Annotated in this window: 12 protein-coding genes; 3 read left to right on the top strand and 9 right to left on the bottom strand. The window is 72.1% G+C overall.

Annotated elements, in window-relative coordinates:
* Positions 1-26: 26 nt before the first annotated feature.
* From ACIA77_RS21910 to ACIA77_RS21890, 5 genes are all read right to left on the bottom strand, one after another.
* Positions 27-656, bottom strand: a complete 630-nt coding sequence (locus ACIA77_RS21910) for a hypothetical protein (RefSeq protein ID WP_395887758.1) — start codon at positions 654-656, stop codon at positions 27-29.
* Entirely contained in the window at positions 653-1,399 is a 747-nt protein-coding gene (locus ACIA77_RS21905) for a succinate dehydrogenase/fumarate reductase iron-sulfur subunit (protein WP_395887757.1), read from the bottom strand. Before ACIA77_RS21905 ends, ACIA77_RS21910 begins: the two co-directional genes overlap by 4 nt.
* Entirely contained in the window at positions 1,396-3,315 is a 1,920-nt protein-coding gene (locus ACIA77_RS21900; RefSeq protein WP_395887756.1) for a fumarate reductase/succinate dehydrogenase flavoprotein subunit, read from the bottom strand. The genes ACIA77_RS21905 and ACIA77_RS21900 overlap by 4 nt, the downstream gene beginning before the upstream one ends.
* A gap of 65 nt (positions 3,316-3,380) precedes the next feature.
* A complete protein-coding gene (locus tag ACIA77_RS21895) occupies positions 3,381-4,211 on the bottom strand; it encodes a hypothetical protein (protein WP_395887755.1) in 831 nt (276 codons plus the stop codon).
* On the bottom strand, positions 4,208-4,495 hold the full coding sequence (locus ACIA77_RS21890; protein WP_395887754.1) for a hypothetical protein: 288 nt from the start codon (positions 4,493-4,495) through the stop codon (positions 4,208-4,210). The genes ACIA77_RS21895 and ACIA77_RS21890 overlap by 4 nt, the downstream gene beginning before the upstream one ends.
* A gap of 255 nt (positions 4,496-4,750) precedes the next feature.
* Here ACIA77_RS21890 and edd point away from each other — a divergent pair, with 255 nt between their 5' ends.
* Both edd and eda read left to right on the top strand, forming a co-directional pair.
* Positions 4,751-6,676, top strand: a complete 1,926-nt coding sequence (edd, locus tag ACIA77_RS21885; protein WP_395887753.1) for a phosphogluconate dehydratase — start codon at positions 4,751-4,753, stop codon at positions 6,674-6,676.
* Positions 6,673-7,299 (top strand): bifunctional 4-hydroxy-2-oxoglutarate aldolase/2-dehydro-3-deoxy-phosphogluconate aldolase, encoded by a 627-nt coding sequence (gene eda, locus ACIA77_RS21880; RefSeq protein WP_395887752.1) that lies wholly within the window; start codon positions 6,673-6,675, stop codon positions 7,297-7,299. Before edd ends, eda begins: the two co-directional genes overlap by 4 nt.
* Positions 7,300-7,396: 97 nt before the next feature.
* Here the strand turns inward: eda and ACIA77_RS21875 are convergent, their stop codons facing one another.
* From ACIA77_RS21875 to ACIA77_RS21860, 4 genes are all read right to left on the bottom strand, one after another.
* The gene (locus ACIA77_RS21875) at positions 7,397-7,942 is read right to left on the bottom strand and encodes a regulatory protein RecX (RefSeq protein WP_395887751.1); all 546 of its coding nucleotides are present in this window, start codon (positions 7,940-7,942) and stop codon (positions 7,397-7,399) included.
* Between the two features lie 454 nt (positions 7,943-8,396).
* Positions 8,397-9,446: a recombinase RecA gene (recA, locus tag ACIA77_RS21870; protein ID WP_204090444.1), complete on the bottom strand. Its 1,050-nt coding sequence runs from the start codon at positions 9,444-9,446 to the stop codon at positions 8,397-8,399.
* A gap of 247 nt (positions 9,447-9,693) precedes the next feature.
* Entirely contained in the window at positions 9,694-9,888 is a 195-nt protein-coding gene (locus ACIA77_RS21865) for a DUF3046 domain-containing protein (protein WP_204090445.1), read from the bottom strand.
* A gap of 71 nt (positions 9,889-9,959) precedes the next feature.
* Complete coding sequence (locus ACIA77_RS21860) at positions 9,960-11,810, bottom strand: Hsp70 family protein (RefSeq protein ID WP_395887750.1); 1,851 nt, start codon at positions 11,808-11,810, stop codon at positions 9,960-9,962.
* 295 nt (positions 11,811-12,105) lie between these two features.
* Between ACIA77_RS21860 and ACIA77_RS21855 the strand changes: the two genes are divergently transcribed.
* Positions 12,106-16,836 (top strand): ATP-dependent helicase, encoded by a 4,731-nt coding sequence (locus ACIA77_RS21855; RefSeq protein ID WP_395887836.1) that lies wholly within the window; start codon positions 12,106-12,108, stop codon positions 16,834-16,836.
* Positions 16,837-17,612 lie beyond the last annotated feature (776 nt).

Raw genomic sequence — 17,612 nt, 5'->3', positions numbered from 1 at the left:
CCCCCGACCCTAGCCAATCCGGACGCTCAGCCGCCGAGTTCCGCCGTCGCCAGCGCGATCGTCTCCTCGGCCAGCGCGGCGAGGTCCGGTTCGCGGTCGACGGCGGCGCGCGCCAGGCGCGTGACGTCGTCGACCCACCGGCCCGTCGCGGCATCCGGCTCACCGATCCGCGCGAAACCCCGCTCCAGCAAGCCGTTCGCGTCGTCGACGCGGCCGCGGGCGACGGCTTTGATCGCGCCGAGCGCGTTGGCCAGCGCGCTCGCCGGACGCGACCAGTCACCTTCGAGCGCGTGCACGTCCGGGTCACCAGTCCCCGGCTCGGCGTCCGCCGACACCTCCCGCAGGGCCAGGTCCAGCCGCCAGAACAACGGCACACCGGAGAACCGCACGAACAGCAGCCGGCGTTCGCCGGAGCGGAAGAAGTCCGGCGACGTGCGCACGGTGGCGACCGGCCGCACGCGTTCCAGCACCGTGCGGACGTCACGGGCGCACGCGGGCACGCGCCCGTCCGGCACCACCCACTCGACGTCGATGTCGCTGAACGCGTCGGCGGTGCCCGCGGCGAGCGAACCCCGCAGCCGCGCGCGCGAACCCGGGCACGCGGCCGCGAGCGCCCGCACGACGGCGTCGGCGAGCTGCGCCCGCGACGGCGTCACCGGCGGAACAGCTTGTTGCCCAGCCAGACGATCGGGTCGTACTTGCGGTCGGCCACGCGCTCCTTCATCGGGATGAGCGCGTTGTCCGTGATGTGGATGCCTTCGGGGCAGACCTCGGTGCAGCACTTGGTGATGTTGCAGAACCCGAGGCCGTGCTCGTCCTGCGCGGCGTCACGCCGGTCGGCGACGTCGAGCGGGTGCATCTCCAGCTCCGCGATGCGCATGAGGTAACGCGGGCCGGCGAAGCTCTCCTTGTTCTCCTCGTGGTCGCGCACCACGTGGCACGTGTTCTGGCACAGGAAGCACTCGATGCACTTGCGGAACTCCTGCGACCGCTCGACGTCCACCTGCTTCATCCGGTACTCGCCCGGCTTCAGGTCCTTCGGCGGGGTGAACGACGGGATCTCGCGCGCCTTGGTGTAGTTGAACGACACGTCGGTCACGAGGTCGCGGATCACCGGGAACGTGCGCATCGGGGTCACCGTGACGACCTCGTCCTCGGTGAACGTCGACATGCGCGTCATGCACATCAGCCGCGGTTTGCCGTTGACCTCCGCCGAGCACGACCCGCACTTGCCCGCCTTGCAGTTCCAGCGCACGGCCAGGTCCGACGCCTGCGTGGCCTGCAGCCGGTGGATGATGTCGAGGACGACCTCACCCTCGTTGACCTCGACCTTGAAGTCCTGCAGCTCGCCGCCGGTCTCGTCGCCGCGCCACACCCGGAAACTGGCCTTGTAGCTCACGCGTTCCTCCCGGAGTGGTTCTCCAGCTCGGCGTCGGTGAAGTACTTGCCGAGCTCGTCGAGCTCGAACAGCTCCAGCAGGTCCGCCCGCAGCGGGATCTGCTCCTCCTCCGCCACTTCGACGCCGGGTACCACGGGATTGTCCCCCGCCGTCGCCGAGCACACCAGGAGCTTGTGCCGCCAATCGGCGTCCATGCTCGGGTAGTCGTCGCGGGTGTGCCCGCCCCGGCTCTCCGTGCGCAGGAGGGCGGCGCGGGCCACGCACTCGCTGACCAGCAGCATGTTGCGCAGGTCGACCGCCAGGTGCCAGCCCGGGTTGAACTGCCGGTGCCCCTCGACGGTCACCCGGTGCATGCGTTCGCGGATCTCCCCGAGCTTCTCCAGCGCCTGCCGGATCTCCGGCGCGCGGCGGATGATGCCCACGAGGTCGTTCATCGACTGCTGCAGCTCGGTGTGCAGCGAGTACGGGTTCTCCGCGACACCGGTGGCGGGCGGGTCGAACGGCTCGAGCGCCATCTTCGCCGCCGCGTCGACGTCGGCGTCGGTCACCTTCGGCCGGTTGTCGCCGAGACCGTCCACGTAGGACGCGGCGCCGAGACCCGCGCGCCGGCCGAACACCAGCAGGTCCGACAGGGAGTTGCCGCCGAGCCGGTTGGAACCGTGCATCCCGCCCGAGCACTCCCCCGCCGCGAACAGGCCGGGCACGCTCGCCGCGCCCGTGTCCGGGTCGACCTCGATGCCGCCCATCACGTAGTGGCAAGTCGGCCCGACTTCCATGGCCTCCTTGGTGATGTCGACGTCGGCCAGTTCCTTGAACTGGTGGTACATCGACGGCAGCCGGCGCCGGATCTCCTCGGCGGGCAGCCGGCTGGCGATGTCGAGGTACACGCCGCCGTGCGGGGACCCGCGGCCTTCCTTGACCTCGCTGTTGATCGCGCGCGCCACCTCGTCGCGCGGCAGCAGGTCGGGCGTGCGGCGGTTGTTGTCCGCGTCGGCGTACCAGCGGTCGGCTTCGTCCTCGCTGTCCGCGTACTGGCCCTTGAACACGTCGGGCACGTACTCGAACATGAACCGCTTGTCATCGGAGTTCTTGAGCACGCCGCCGTCACCGCGGACGCCCTCGGTGACGAGGATGCCCTTCACGCTCGGCGGCCACACCATGCCCGTGGGGTGGAACTGCACGAACTCCATGTTGATCAGCTTCGCACCCGCGCGCAGGGCCAGCGCGTGCCCGTCGCCGGTGTACTCCCACGAGTTCGACGTGACCTTGAACGACTTGCCGATGCCGCCCGTCGCCAGCACCACCGCGGGCGCCTCGAACAGCACGAAGCGGCCGCTCTCGCGCCAGTAGCCGAACGCGCCCGAGATCGCGCCGTCGTCGAGCAGCAGTTCGGTGATCGTGCACTCGGCGAAGACCTTGATGCGGGCCTCGTAGTCGCCGTACTGCGCGAAGTCTTCCTGTTGCAGCGAAACGATCTTCTGCTGCATCGTGCGGATCAGCTCGAGCCCGGTGCGGTCACCGACGTGCGCGAGCCGCGGGTACGTGTGCCCGCCGAAGTTGCGCTGGCTGATTCGCCCGTCGGCCGTGCGGTCGAACAGCGCGCCGTACGTCTCGAGCTCCCAGACGCGGTCCGGGGCCTCCTTGGCGTGCAGCTCCGCCATGCGCCAGTTGTTGAGGAACTTGCCGCCGCGCATGGTGTCGCGGAAGTGCACCTGCCAGTTGTCGTTCGGGTTCGCGTTGCCCATCGACGCCGCGCAGCCGCCTTCGGCCATCACGGTGTGGGCTTTGCCGAACAGGGATTTGCACACCACGGCCACGCTGAAACCGCGTTCGCGGGCTTCGATCACCGCGCGCAGACCGGCGCCTCCGGCACCGATCACCACCACGTCGTAGCTGTGCCGTTCGACCTCGGTCATGTAAGGAGCCACCTCGGAGCTGGGACGCCGTTGTCTTTCACTGCTGGGAAACGAGGGTGCCGACGCTAGCCGACGAACCGCAGATCCGCGATCGCCCCGCTCGACACCAGCATCACGTAGAGGTCGGTCAGCACGAGCGTGCCGAGCGTCGTCCACGCGAGCGCCATGTGCCGGGTGTTGAGCTTCGAGACCTGCGTCCACACCCAGTACCGGACCGGGTGCTTCGAGAAGTGCTTGAGCCGCCCGCCGGTGACGTGCCGGCACGAGTGGCACGACAGCGTGTACGCCCAGAGCAGCACCACGTTGGCGACGATGATGATGTTGCCCAGCCCGAAACCGAATCCGGTGGGGCTCTGGAAGGCGACGACGGCGTCGTAGGTGTTGACGAGCGAAACGACCACCGCGACGTAGAAGAAGTACCGGTGCACGTTCTGCACGATCAGCGGCAGCCGCGTCTCGCCCGAGTAGCGCTCGTGCGGCTCCGCGACCGCGCACGCGGGCGGCGAGAACCAGACGGAGCGGTAGTAGGCCTTGCGGTAGTAGTAGCAGGTCAGGCGGAACCCGAGCAGGAACGGCAGCACCAGTGCGCCCAGCGGCAGCCAGCTCGGGAAGTCCCCGAACCAGTGTCCGAAGTGGCTCGCGCCGGGAACGCACGAAGTGGACACACACGGCGAGTAGAACGGCGTCAGGTAGTGGTAGTCGGGCACCCAGTACGCGGTGCGCACGAAAGCCCGGACCGTCGCGTAGACGATGAAGGTGGCGAGCCCCAGCACGGTGAGCAGGGGTTGCAGCCACCACCGGTCGGTGCGCAGCGTCCGGTCGGCCAGTAGCGCCCGCCCCGGGGAGCGGACGCCGGTGCCGGCCCGGCTGACGTCGTTGTCAGCGGGGGCGCTCACCGCTGATCGCGCTTGTAGCCACCGACACCTTCGTCGTCGGCGCCTTGCCACAGCGCCGGGTCGTAAGGCGTATCGGGTACGGGCACGCGGTCGACCGGTTTCGCCTGCGCGGGCACGGCCTGCGGGTGCCCGTCGAGGTCGGCGGTGTCGATGTCGAGCCGTTCGACGTCGTTGGCCAGCCGGCGCACGGCGGATGCGTCGCCGTACCGAGAGCGCAGGGCGCCCACGCACTGCCGCAACTGGCCGATGGTGCGCCGCAGTTCGGCGAGCTCTGTGGTGGACATCGGGAGCCTCCCTGGTCGGTGGGGCTGACAGGAGCCGGGTGACGATCACGTCGCCACTTACGACTCTGCCTCTCGTTGTGCACTGTGACAAGTAGCACACTCGCTCGACCTGGAGTGATCAGGGTCACCTCTAGGGGTTTTCTGAATCGATTTTGATCTGCGGACGAAGACCGGCTACCGTGCTACTCGTCACGTTCCTGAGACGTCAGCGCTGCCGTCCCGCGGACCCCACCACCAGTGAGCCGGGAGCCGGAGATGAGCAGCAAACCCGACGGAACGGTGCATCCCGTCGTCGCGGAAGTGACCGAGCGCGTCGTGGCGCGGAGTGCGGAGACGCGCGCGGCGCACCTCGCCCGCAGCGCCGCAGCCCACGAGGAGGGGCCCGTGCGGCGGGGCCTCGCGTGCAGCAACCTCGCGCACGGTTTCGCCGCCATGGACGGTGTCGACAAAGCGGCACTGCGCGAACTGCGGGCGCCGGGCGTGGCGATCGTGTCGGCGTACAACGATCTGCTGTCGGCGCACCAGCCGATGCAGGATTACCCGGCGTGGCTGAAGAAATCGGTGCGCGCCGCGGGCGGCGTGGCTCAGTTCGCGGGCGGTGTGCCGGCGATGTGCGACGGCGTGACGCAAGGGCGCGCGGGCATGGAGCTGTCGCTGTTCAGCCGCGAGGTGATCGCGATGGCGACGGCGATCGCGCTGTCGCACGACCTGTTCGACGCCGCGCTGCTGCTGGGCGTGTGCGACAAGATCGTGCCGGGCCTGCTGATCGGCGCGCTGTCGTTCGGGCACCTGCCGGCGATCCTCGTGCCGGCCGGGCCGATGAACTCCGGCTTGCCCAACAAGGAAAAGGCTCGCGTGCGGCAGCTGTACGCCGAGGGCCGTGCGACGCGGGAGGATCTGCTCGACGCCGAGGCCGCGTCGTACCACTCCGCCGGTACGTGCACCTTCTACGGCACGGCGAACTCGAACCAGATGGTCGTCGAGGTGATGGGGCTGCACCTGCCGGGTGCGAGCTTCGTGCCGCCGAACACGCCGCTGCGCCAGGCGCTCACCGAGGAGGCGGGGCGGCGCGTGGTGGAGCTGTCGCGCGGTGCGTCGTACACCCCGATTTCCCGGGTGCTGGACGAAAAAGCGTTCGTGAACGGAATCGTCGCGTTGCTCGCGACCGGGGGTTCGACGAACCACACGATGCACCTCGTCGCGGTCGCCGCGGCGGCGGGCATCCAGCTGTCGTGGGACGACTTCTCGGACCTGTCGGCGGTCGTGCCGCTGCTGGCGCGCGTGTACCCGAACGGCAGCGCGGACATCAACCACTTCCACGCCGCGGGCGGCATCCAGTTCCTGGTGGGCACGCTGCTCGAGGCCGGGCTGGTGCACGAGGACGTGCACACGGTCGCCGGGTTCGGGCTGCACCGCTACACGCAGGAACCGATCCTGTCCGACGGCGAGCTCGTGTGGCGCGACGTGCCGGCCCGCAGCCTCGACGAGGACGTGCTGCGCCCGGCGTGGCGGCCGTTCGCGCCGGAGGGCGGGCTGCGGGTGGTCGAGGGCAACCTCGGCCGGGCCGTGACGAAGGTGTCGGCGGTGGCGCCGGAGCACCGCATCGTGGAGGCGCCGGCGCGGGTGTTCACGTCGCAGGAGGCGTTCAAGGTGGCGTTCGAGGCGGGTGAGCTGGACCGCGACGTCGTGGTCGTGCTGCGCCAGCAGGGGCCGCAGGCCAACGGGATGCCGGAGCTGCACGGCCTGACACCCGCGCTCGGGGTGCTGATGGACCGCGGGTACCAGGTCGCGCTCCTGACCGACGGCCGCATGTCGGGCGCGTCGGGCAAGATCCCGGCCGCGATCCAGCTGACGCCGGAAGCCGCGGTGGGCGGGCCGATCGCGCGTCTCGCGGACGGCGACGTCGTGCGCTTCGACGCGCGCACCGGCACGGTCGACGTGCTGGCCGACCCGGAGGAGTTCGCGCGCCGCGACCTGGTGGACGCGCCGCCGTCGGCCGTCGAGGGCACCGGCCGGGAGTTGTTCGGGGTGCTGCGCCGGGCGGTCGGTCCCGCGGACCAGGGTGCGAGCGTGTTCGGTCCGCTGACCGCCGAGCTGGACCTGCTCCGGGGCGTGCCCGCGGGGCGGGGGACACTCGGACTGCCGTTGCACACCTTGGAAACCCAGGAGGTCGGTCAGTGACCACGGGCTCGGATCTGCTCGCCCTGTCTCCCGTCATGCCCGTCGTCGTGATCGACGACGTCGACGACGCGGTGCCCACCGCGCGCGCGTTGCTCGCCGGCGGGATCGGGGTGATCGAGCTGACGTTGCGCACGCCGGTCGCGACGGCCGCGATCGAGCGGGTGGCCGCGGAGGTGCCGGAGATCGTGGTCGGGGCGGGCACGGTGACGTCGCCGGCGCAGGCCGCGCAGGCCGCGGACGCCGGCGCGAAGTTCCTCGTGACGCCCGGCTGCACCGACGCCGTGCTCGACGCCGCGTTCGCGACGGGCCTGCCGTTCCTGCCCGGTGCCGCGACGGTGTCGGAAGCCATGCGGCTCGCCGAACGGGGGCTGACGGCGCTGAAGTTCTTCCCCGCAGAGGCCAGTGGTGGCGTGGCGTTCCTCAAGTCGCTGTCGGGTCCCCTACCGGACTTGCGCTTCTGCCCGACCGGCGGGATCACCGTGGACTCCGCGCCGTCGTACCTGGCCCTGCCGAACGTCGGCTGCCTCGGCGGCTCGTGGCTGACGCCCGCGAAACTGCTGGCGGCCAAGGATTTCGGCGCGGTGGAGAAGCTGGCCGCGGAAGCCGCCGCGCTGCGAGGGTGACGCTGCGCGGCTGAGCGGCGGCCCTGCCGTTCCTCGTGTGGGGGTGGGGAACGGCGGGGCGTTTCCCCACGTCAGGGCGAGTCGGTGTCAGGCGGTGTCAGTCGATGGTGGCGTCGTCGAGGAGGGTCGAGGTGGCGCCGTACTCGCGGAGTTCGTCGCGGATGACGGTGTAGGCCAGGCCTTGCGGGTAGCCCTTGCGGGCGAGGAACCCGAGGAGCCGGCGGATGGCCGTCTGCTCGTCGACGTTGCCGAGCGAGCCGAGGCGCTTGCGGACGAGCTCGCGCGCCCGCTCTTCTTCGCTCTCGCGGTCGACCTCTCCGGCGGCTTGCACCGCGATCTCCTCGTCGACACCCTTGCGGCGCAATTCGGCGACGAGCGCCGTGCGGGAGAGGCCCTTGGCGGAGTGCCGGGCCTTCACCCACATCTCGGCGAACTCGGCGTCGTTGACGAGGCCCGCGCGGTCGAGTTTGCCGAGCAGGGTTTCGATGGTGTCGCTGTCGAAACCCTTGCGGCGTAGCGTCTGCCGCAGCTCGTCAACGGTGCGGGCCCGGATGGCCAGGAGATCGAAGCAGATCTCCTTGGCCTTCTTCGCCCGCTCCTCCGGCGGCAACTCCGCCGGCTCCGCCTTCGGCGCCCTCGCCACTACGCCCGCCCTCCTTCACGCACTACACCCGGCCCGCCCGGTGCCATCCACGGCCGAACCGAGCCGACCCACCTCACAACGCGGCTGGCATCTCCGTCACCCCGCCCACTCACGTGGCGAGATCACCTCGCCAACGCAACCCCGCCGGGTCCAGGAGTCGCCCCCTGGCAGGGCGCGAGGGTTCGACCCCCACAAGACGCCGGAAAGGATTCCGGCGAGCGCACTCCGCGCGCACACCGCACCCAGCCCTCCCGGCGCCGCTCACACCCGCACCAGCCTGACCCCCACGCCGCCCCAAGCCGACCACTCGAGCGGCGACGTCACCTCACCAACGCAACCACACCGGGGGTCCAGGGGGCTCGCCCCCTGGCGGGGGTGTGGGGGTTCGACCCCCACAAAACACGACTTCTGATCCCTCCCGCGAGCGTTCTCCGCGAGCACACTCCGCCCAGGATCAGAAGTCCACCGGCGCCGGCACCGCTTCGACGGCCTCGGCGTCGACCTGGGCGCCGATGCCGAGCTTTTCCTTGATGCGCTTCTCGATCTCGTTGGCGATGTCCGGGTTGTCGCGCAGGAACTTGCGGGCGTTTTCCTTGCCCTGGCCGAGCTGGTCGCCTTCGTAGGTGTACCAGGCGCCGGACTTGCGCAGGATGCCCTGGTCGACGCCCATGTCGATGAGCGAGCCCTCACGGGAGACGCCCTGGCCGTAGAGGATGTCGAATTCGGCCTGCTTGAAGGGCGGTGCGACCTTGTTCTTCACGACCTTGACGCGGGTGCGGTTGCCGACCGGCTCGCCGCCGTCCTTGAGGGTTTCGATGCGGCGCACGTCGAGGCGCACGGAGGCGTAGAACTTCAGCGCCTTGCCACCGGTCGTGGTCTCCGGGGAGCCGAACATCACGCCGATCTTCTCGCGCAGCTGGTTGATGAAGATCGCGGTGGTGCCGGAGTTGTTCATCGCACCGGTCATCTTCCGCAGCGCCTGGCTCATCAGGCGGGCCTGGAGACCGACGTGGTTGTCACCCATCTCGCCCTCGATCTCGGCGCGCGGCACGAGCGCGGCGACGGAGTCGATGACCAGGATGTCGAGCGCGCCGGAGCGGATCAGCATGTCCGCGATCTCGAGCGCCTGCTCACCGGTGTCCGGCTGGGAGACCAGCAGGGCGTCGGTGTCCACGCCGAGCTTCTTGGCGTACTCCGGGTCGAGCGCGTGCTCCGCGTCGATGAAGGCCGCGATGCCGCCCGCCTTCTGCGCGTTGGCCACCGCGTGGAGCGCGACGGTGGTCTTACCGGAGGACTCCGGGCCGTAGACCTCGATGACCCGGCCGCGCGGCAGACCGCCGATGCCGAGCGCGACGTCGAGCGCGATCGCCCCGGTCGGGATCACGGCGATGGGCGCGCGGCCTTCTTCGCCGAGACGCATCACCGAGCCCTTGCCGTACTGCTTGTCGATCTGCGCAAGGGCGAGCTCGAGCGCCTTGTCCTTGTCGGGTGCTGCTGGTGCCATGGAGTCCACCTCGCTGGTTGGAGCCTGTGGGGCTTGTTCGGTTTTCAGATCAAGCTCTGTCCGGTCCGACGCTACGGGGAGGGACCGACAATTCCCGGCGCGGCGACCGATCTGTGGATCGCCTGCCCCCGATGTGCACAACACTGTAGACGAACAAGTGTTCGAGGGCTGGTAGCGACACGCCGTCCGCTAGGATTTTCGCCCTCCCGAGCGCCCCCTTGCCGCCACGGACCGCGATCGGAGCAGGTCAGCGGCGCTCCGGCGGGACCTCGAAGGCTTCACACACCTCACGCCAGATCTGCTTGGCCGGGATCCCCGCGGCGAGCGCCTGTTCGACGGTCCGCCCGCCGAGCCCGCTGAGCACGTGGTCGTGGGCCAGGACCTCGGCCCGCCCGGCGCCGAACTCCTCCGCCATGAGCCGCCGGAAAACCGTGATACGCATCGATCGAATGCTAGCCCGCACGTGCGCCGGCGGTGCGAACGGCCCGTTCGCGCCGCGGCAGCGGACGAGTTCTACTCCCCCGGCTGAACGCTCTGCTCGAAGTAGTCCGCCAGCGTCCCCGGCGTCGGCGCGGCGCCCTGGTCGCCGGAGTAGACCTGGTAGATGAACCCGGCCATCGGTCGGTCGCTCACGGTGAACACGAGCACCGCCGCGTTGCGCCCGGCCGCCGACGCGTAGTGGCCGGTCAGCGCGTTGCCCTTCCAGTCGGCCTCGACGCGGTCGCCGCCGACGGCGGCCAGCAGGCCGTCGGTGTACTGCTTGAGGACGGCGGCCGACGTGCCCTGCACGTACGTGACCTGCGATCCCGCGCGGCCCGGCGCCGAGCAGGTCGACGTGGTGCCGAGGCTCTGCGCCGGCGTCGCCGGGCCGTTGCCCATGCCCGGCCGGCAGTCGCCCGTGTCCGCGATCTTCCCCGCGAGCTGGCGCAGGCACCCGGTGAGGCCCTGCGCGTCGCCCTGCCCGGGCGTGCGGCACTGGGCCGCGGTGTAGGTCTGCGCGGACGAGGACGACGTCAGGAACACCGTGAGCCCCGCCGCGAGGACCACGACCACGGCCGCCGCGATGCCGATCCACAGCTTCGCGCGGCGCTTCTTCGCCGGAGCCTGCGTGGCGGCGGACGGCAGCGAGTACGTCGGGAAGTTCGACGGCGCCGGCCCGGCCGGGAACGACGACGGCGGCGGCCCGTAACCACCGGGCTGCTGCTGGTGCGGCGGCGGGTACCCACCCGGCGGCGCGTACGCCGGCGTCCCCGCCGCGACCTGGCCTTCGACGTTCTGCGTCCGCATCGACAACCCGTCGCGCGCCACGTGCTGCGCCCCCAGCGCCACGGCCGTCTCCGGCTGGTCGAGGCTCGCGGGCACCACACCGAGCTTCTCCGCGATCATCGACCCGACCAGCGGCAGCCGGCTCGACCCGCCGACGAGGTAGATGCCGGCGAGCCGGTCGGGCGTGAGCCCCGCCGCGCGCAGCGTGCGGGCGAGCAGCTCGACGCTGCGCAGCATCGCCGGGCGCACCAGGCCTTCCAGCTCGCCGCGCGTGACGAGCACGTCCTTGAACGGCTCGGGCATCGGCACCTCGGTCTGCGGATGCCGCGACAGGGCTTCCTTCGCCGCCTTCACGTCTTCCTGCAGCGCGCGCCGCGTACGCCGGTCCGCAGTGGACTCCGGCCGCAGGAGCCGTTGCCAGCGCTGGGGATCCGAGTGCGACACCTCACGGCCGACGTGCACCATCAGCGCCTGGTCGACGTCGAGGCCGCCGAGGTCGGGCAGGCCGTCTTCGGCGAGCACGACGTAGCCGTTCTGCGTCGCGCCGACCACGGCGACGTCGAACGTGCCGGCGCCGAGGTCGTACACCGCGAGTGCCTGCCCGGGCGCCAGCGCCTTGCCCGGGAACGACGCGAAGTGCGCAGCGGCCGCGACGGGTTCGGGCACCAGCACGACGTTCGCGCCGATGCCCGCGAGCCGGGCCGCGGACAGCAGGACGTTGCGGCGCACCGGACCCCACTGCGCGGGGTGGGTGAGGCGGACCTCGTCGGGCTGCTCTCCGCCGAGCTGGCGCGTGGTCTCGTCGAGCACGCGGCGCAGGATCGCGGCCAGCGCCTCGTTCACGGGCACGACGTCGGTGCCGAGCAGCAGCGTCTGCTCGTCGATGCGACGCTTGGGGTTGGGTTCGAAGCGAGTGGGGTCCAGGCGCGCGCGGCGTTCGGCGTCGCGGCCCACCATGATCGTGCGGTCCTCGCCGGCGTAGACCGCCGACGGCATGTTGGCCGACCCGTCCACCTCGACGACCCGCGGCGGCCGGCCGTGCGCGGAGAGCACGGCGACCGTGTTGGACGTCCCCAGGTCCACCGACAAGATCCGCACGTGCCATCCCCCTTGCCGTAGCTGCGCGGGGAGATGCTCCCACGCCGCAGGTCACCGTGCGTGCCGAACCCGGAGAACGGACCGCGGCTTGACGCCACGAGGTGACGCAAAGAACCATGCTGGCCACTCTGCGCGACGCCGCCGGGAGGGCGAGCCGTTGAGCGACCTGCCCCCTGGCGCACTTCGGGCTCGGGAAGCCGGCCGACGCCGTGCCGGACCTGGTGCGGGCCGCCGACCGTTCGCTGTGAGCGGACCACGGCGGCCGCGCCGGAAACTGTCGGGGGTGCCGCGCATCATGGAGGACGTGGCAGCTGACGTCCTGGACCTGTTCTCCCCCGCGACCCGCACGTGGTTCGAGGGGGCCTTCGCCGCGCCGACGGCGGCGCAGGAGGGGGCCTGGCGCGCGGCACACGCCGGGGAACACGCCCTGGTGGTCGCGCCGACCGGGTCCGGCAAAACGCTGTCCGCGTTCCTGTGGGCGCTCGACCGGCTTTCCGTCGAGCCGCCGCCGGCGGAGCCGCGCAAGCGCTGCCGGATCCTGTACGTCTCGCCGCTGAAGGCGCTGGCGGTCGACGTGCAGCGCAACCTTCGTGCGCCGCTCGCGGGGATCTCGCAGGCGGCGCGGCGGCTGGGCCTGCCGGTGCCCGAGATCGAGGTCGGCATGCGCACGGGCGACACCACGGCGGCCGAACGGCGGTCGTTCGGCAAGACGCCGCCCGACGTGCTGGTGACCACACCGGAGTCGCTGTTCCTCATCCTCACGTCGTCGGCGCGGGAGTCGCTGGCGGGTGTCGAGACCGTGATCGTCGACGAGGTCCACGCCGTGGCGGGCGGCAAGCGTGGCGCGCACCTGGCGGTGTCGCTGGAGCGGCTCGACCCGCTGCTGCCGAAGCCGGCGCAGCGGATCGGGCTCTCGGCCACGGTGCGCCCGATCGACGAGGTGGGGTCCTTCCTGGCCGGCGGGCGGCCGGTCACCGTGGTGCAGCCGAAGCTCGCGAAGACGATCCAGGTCCGCGTCGAGGTCCCCGTGGAGGACATGGCGAACCTCGACGGGCCGGCGCCGTCGCCGATGGAGCGGCTGGAGAACCTGACGTCGCTGTCGCAGCTCCCGTCGGAAGGCGGCATCGGCACGCAGGAGGAGATCGCGGGCGCCGAGGTGAAGCGCGCGTCGATCTGGCCCGCGGTCGAGGAGCGGGTGCTGGAGCTGATCCAGGCGCACCGCTCGACCATCGTCTTCGCCAACTCGAGGCGGCTGACCGAACGGCTCACCGCGCGGCTCAACGAACTGGTGGCGGAGCAAACGCAGCTCGCGGCCGGCGACACGTTCCCGGCCGAGGCGATCGGCCAGTCGGGCCTCACCACGGGCGCGGCGCCGGTGATCGCGCGGGCGCACCACGGGTCGATGTCGCGCGAGCAGCGCACCCACGTGGAAGAAGAGCTCAAATCGGGCCGGCTGCCGTGTGTGGTGGCGACGTCGTCGCTGGAACTGGGCATCGACATGGGTGCCGTCGATCTCGTGGTGCAGATCGAGGCGCCGCCGACGGTCGCGTCGGGCCTGCAGCGCGTCGGGCGCGCCGGGCACCAGGTCGGGGCGATCTCGACGGGCGTGATGTTCCCGAAGTTCCGCGGCGACCTCGTGTCGTGCGCGGTGGTCGCGGAACGCATGGCCGCGGGCGCGATCGAAGCCGTGCGGTACCCGCGCAACCCGCTCGACGTGCTGGCGCAGCACGTGGTCGCGATGGTGGCGCTGGAACCGTGGACGGTCCCGGAGATCGCGGCGCTGGTGCGGCGGGCGGCGCCGTTCACCGCGCTGCCCGACGACGCGCTGCACGCGGTGCTCGACATGCTGGCCGGGCGGTACCCGAGTGAGGAGTTCGGCGAGCTGCGCGCGCGGATCACGTGGGACCGCGTCACGGGCGAGCTGCGCGGGCGGCCGGGCTCGCAGCGGCTGGCGGTCACGTCGGGCGGCACGATCCCCGACCGCGGGCTGTTCACCGTGATGACGCCGGGGCCCGACGACAAACCCGGATCGCGCGTCGGCGAGTTCGACGAGGAGATGGTGTACGAGTCGCGGGTCGGCGACACCATCCTGCTGGGCACGTCGTCGTGGCGGATCACGGACATCACCCACGACCGCGTGATCGTGGTGCCCGCGCCGGGCGAGCCGGCGCGGATGCCGTTCTGGAAGGGCGATGCGGCGGGCCGTCCACTGGAATTGGGGCGGGCGCTGGGCGCGTTCGTGCGCGAACTGTCCACTTCGGACACGGCGGCGGCGCGGGACCGGGCCGCCGCGGCCGGGCTGGACCAGCGCGCGTGCGACAACCTGCTCGCGTATCTGGAGGAGCAGAAGTCGGCGACGCGCCACGTGCCGAACGACCGCACGATCCTGCTCGAGCGCTACCGCGACGAACTGGGCGACTGGCGGATCGTGGTGCACTCGCCGTTCGGGGCGCAGGTCAACGCGCCGTGGGCGCTGGCGATCGCGGCGCGGCTGCGGGAGAACCGGGGAGTCGACGCGCAGGTGGCGCACTCCGACGACGGCATCGTGCTGCGCCTGCCCGACGCGCTCGACGCCGAGGGCGGCGAGGTCACCATCGGCGCCGACGACGTGTTGCTGGACCCGGAGGAGGTCGAGCAGCTGATCGTCGCGGAGGTCGGCGGGTCGGCGGTGTTCGCCGCGCGGTTCCGCGAGTGCGCGGCGCGGTCGCTGCTGCTGCCGCGGCGCGATCCGCGGCGCCGCACTCCGTTGTGGCAGCAGCGGCAGCGGGCGTCGCAGCTGCTGTCGGTGGCCGCGAAGTACGAGCGGTTCCCCGTGGTGCTGGAGGCGATGCGGGAGGTCCTGCAGGACGTCTACGACGTGGGCGGGCTGCGGGAGCTGATGGCCGACGTGCGGGCGCGCAAGGTGCGGCTTTTCGAGGTGGAGACGCCGGCGGCGTCGCCGTTCGCGCGGAGCCTGCTGTTCGGCTACGTCGGGATGTTCCTGTACGAGACCGACGCGCCGCTGGCCGAACGGCGGGCGGCGGCGCTGTCGCTGGACTCGACGCTGCTGGCCGAACTGCTGGGCACGGAGGCCATCCGGGAGCTGCTGGATCCCGAGGCCGTGCGCGAGGTGGAGCGGTCGTTGCAGCGGCTGGCTCCCGACCGGCACGCGCGGTCGGCGGAGGACGCGGCCGACCTGTTGCGGTTCCTGGGCGATCTGTCCACTGTGGAGGCTGCCGAACGCGGGATCCGGCCGGAGTGGCTGGCGGAGCTGGAAGCGGCGCGGCGGGCGATCCGGGTGCGGATCGCCGGCGAGGAGCGGTTCCTGGCGATCGAGGACGCCGGGCGGGTGCGGGACGCGCTGGGCGTCGCGCTGCCGGTGGGGGTGCCGGAGGCGTTCACGGAGCCGGTGGAGGACCCGCTGGGTGACCTGGTGGGGCGCTACGCGCGGATCCGGGGTCCGTTCTCGGCTGCCGCGGTCGCGACGCGCTTCGGGCTGGGCGCGGCGGTGGTCACGGGGGTGCTCGACCGGCTGACCGGGCAGGGCCGGCTGGTGCGCGGCGAGCTGAGTCCCGTCGGGCACCCGGACACGCACGGCGTCGGCGTGGAGTACTGCGACGCGGCGGTGCTGCGGCGGCTGCGGCGGGCGTCGCTCGCGAAGCTGCGTGCGGAAGTCGAGCCGGTGGAGCCCGCGGCGCTCGGCCGGTTCCTGCCGGCGTGGCACGGGATCGGCGGGCGTATGCGCTCCGCACCGACGGCCGACGACGTGCTGTCGGTGGTGGAGCAGCTGGCGGGCGCGCCGTTGCCGGCGAGTGCCGTCGAATCGCTGATCCTGCCGAGCCGGCTGCCGGGCTATTCGCCGGCGCTGCTCGACGAACTGACCACGGCCGGCGAGGTCACGTGGGCGGGCTGCGGTGCCCTGTCCGGCGGCGACGGGTGGCTGGCGCTGGCGCCGGCCGACGTCGCGGACCTGCTGCTGCCGGAGGTGGAGGAGAACCCGCCGTCGGGTCCGGTGCACGAGGCGATCGTGTCCGCTTTGGAGGGTGGGGCGCTGTTCTTCCGCCAGCTGGTGGACCGGGTCACGCCGCAGCTGGAGAAGGCGCCGAACGACGGCGACGTCGTCGGCGCGCTGTGGGATCTGGTGTGGGCGGGGCTCGTCACGGGCGACACGCTGGCGCCGCTGCGGGCCCAGGTCGCGGGTCACGGCGCGCACAAACCCCGGCGGCAGGCGCCGCGCGGCCGGTACGCGCGGCTGCGCGCCGGGCGCCCGGCGATGCCGTCGCGCACGGGCCCGCCGACGGTCGCGGGCCGCTGGGGCCTGACCCCGGCACGCGAAACCGACCCGACGCGGCGGGCACACGCGCGGACGGAAGCGTTCCTGGAGCGCCACGGCGTGCTCACCCGCGGGGCGCTCGACACCGAACGCGTGACGGGCGGGTTTTCCGGGATCTACAAGGTGTTGCGAGGGATGGAGGACTCGGGCCAGGTCGTGCGAGGCTACGTCGTGGAAGGCCTCGGCGCCGCCCAGTTCGCGGCGAAGGGTGCGGTCGACCGCCTGCGGGCGTTGTCGGGTCCTGCGCCCGGCAGCGAAGGCTGGGACAGCCCGGTCCCCGGGCAGCGCGACTCGTATGGACCAGGCGGCGGTTCCGGACGGGGCGGCTCCGCCCGGTCGAACGCGCAGCGGGCCGTGGTGCTGGCGGCCGCCGATCCGGCCCAGCCATACGGCGCGGCGTTGCCCTGGCCTGCGGCCACGGGCGACACGAAGCACCGGCCCGCCCGCAAGGCGGGGGCGCTGGCGGTGCTCGTCGACGGCCTCCCGGCCCTGTACGTCGAACGCGGCGGCCGCTCGCTGCTGAGCTTCACCGAGGAACGCGCCCCGCTGCAAGCCGCCGCGGACGCGCTCTCCACCGCCGTCCGCGAAGGCTGGCTGGGCCAGCTCGCCGTCCAGAAAGCCGACGGCGAACAAGCCCTCACCTCCGAACTCGCCGACGTCCTCCGCGAAGCCGGCTTCCGCGCGACGCCCAAGGGCCTACGCCTCCGCGCCTGACCCCACAGCATCTGCGCGACGCTCCACACGACATCAGGCGCCCGGCAATGCGCGCCTCAACCCGCCCGGTCGCGCAACCCGCTCGCGCGCGACAGCGGCCACCCGCTCGATCCGACAGCCCTGCCCGCCGTGAAGTCAGCCTCCGTCGGCGCGGCGGCAGCTGCGCACCCGAACGCCGCACGCCGCACACGATGCCGAACCCGTTACCGCAAGCCAGGTCCGCGCGAGAGCGGCTGCGCGCCCGAGCCCTGCGCGGCGGCGACTACGCGCCCGTACGCCCACACGACGCCTAACCCGCTGCCGCGAGGCAAATCCGCGCTAGCGAGAGGGCTGCGCTCGCGAGCCCTGCGCGGCGGCTCTGCGCCCGAACGCTGCAGGCCCACGCGATGCCGAACCCACTGCCGCGAGGCAGGTCCACGCACGGGCGACGGCCGCGCGCGAGCCGTGCGAGGCGGCGGCTGCACGACCGAACGCCGCACGCCCCACGCGATCCGAACCGGTTGCCGCGAGGCAGATCCCTGCGAGCACGGCGGCTGCACGCGTGAGCCGTGCGAGGCGGCGGCTGCGCGCCCGAACGCCACGCACCCCACGCGATGCCCAACCCGTCGCCGCGAGGCACGTCCGCACGAGCCATGTGCGGCAGCGGCTCCGCACCCGTACGCCACGCACCCCACGCGACGCCGAACCCGTCGCCGCAAGGCAGGCCCGCGCGAGCGCGGCGGCGGCGCGCATGAGCGGTGCGCGGAGCCGCGCCGGGTGGTCACTAGACTCCGTCC

It is taken from the genome of Amycolatopsis sp. NPDC051903, from assembly GCF_044452505.1.
In the GTDB taxonomy this organism is placed as follows: Bacteria; Actinomycetota; Actinomycetes; order Mycobacteriales; family Pseudonocardiaceae; genus Amycolatopsis.
The sequence above is the reverse complement of the archived record's forward strand: the minus strand, read 5'-3'. Positions and strand labels throughout refer to the sequence as shown.

Excerpts from the sequence above, each read along its gene's own strand:
- ACIA77_RS21900 (WP_395887756.1), bottom strand. The coding sequence starts at position 3,315 with ATGACCGAGGTCGAACGGCACAGCTACGACGTGGTGGTGATCGGTGCC.
- ACIA77_RS21890 (WP_395887754.1), bottom strand. The coding sequence starts at position 4,495 with ATGTCCACCACAGAGCTCGCCGAACTGCGGCGCACCATCGGCCAGTTG.
- edd (WP_395887753.1), top strand. The coding sequence starts at position 4,751 with ATGAGCAGCAAACCCGACGGAACGGTGCATCCCGTCGTCGCGGAAGTG.
- recA (WP_204090444.1), bottom strand. The coding sequence starts at position 9,446 with ATGGCACCAGCAGCACCCGACAAGGACAAGGCGCTCGAGCTCGCCCTT.
- ACIA77_RS21865 (WP_204090445.1), bottom strand. The coding sequence starts at position 9,888 with ATGCGTATCACGGTTTTCCGGCGGCTCATGGCGGAGGAGTTCGGCGCC.
- ACIA77_RS21855 (WP_395887836.1), top strand. The coding sequence starts at position 12,106 with ATGGAGGACGTGGCAGCTGACGTCCTGGACCTGTTCTCCCCCGCGACC.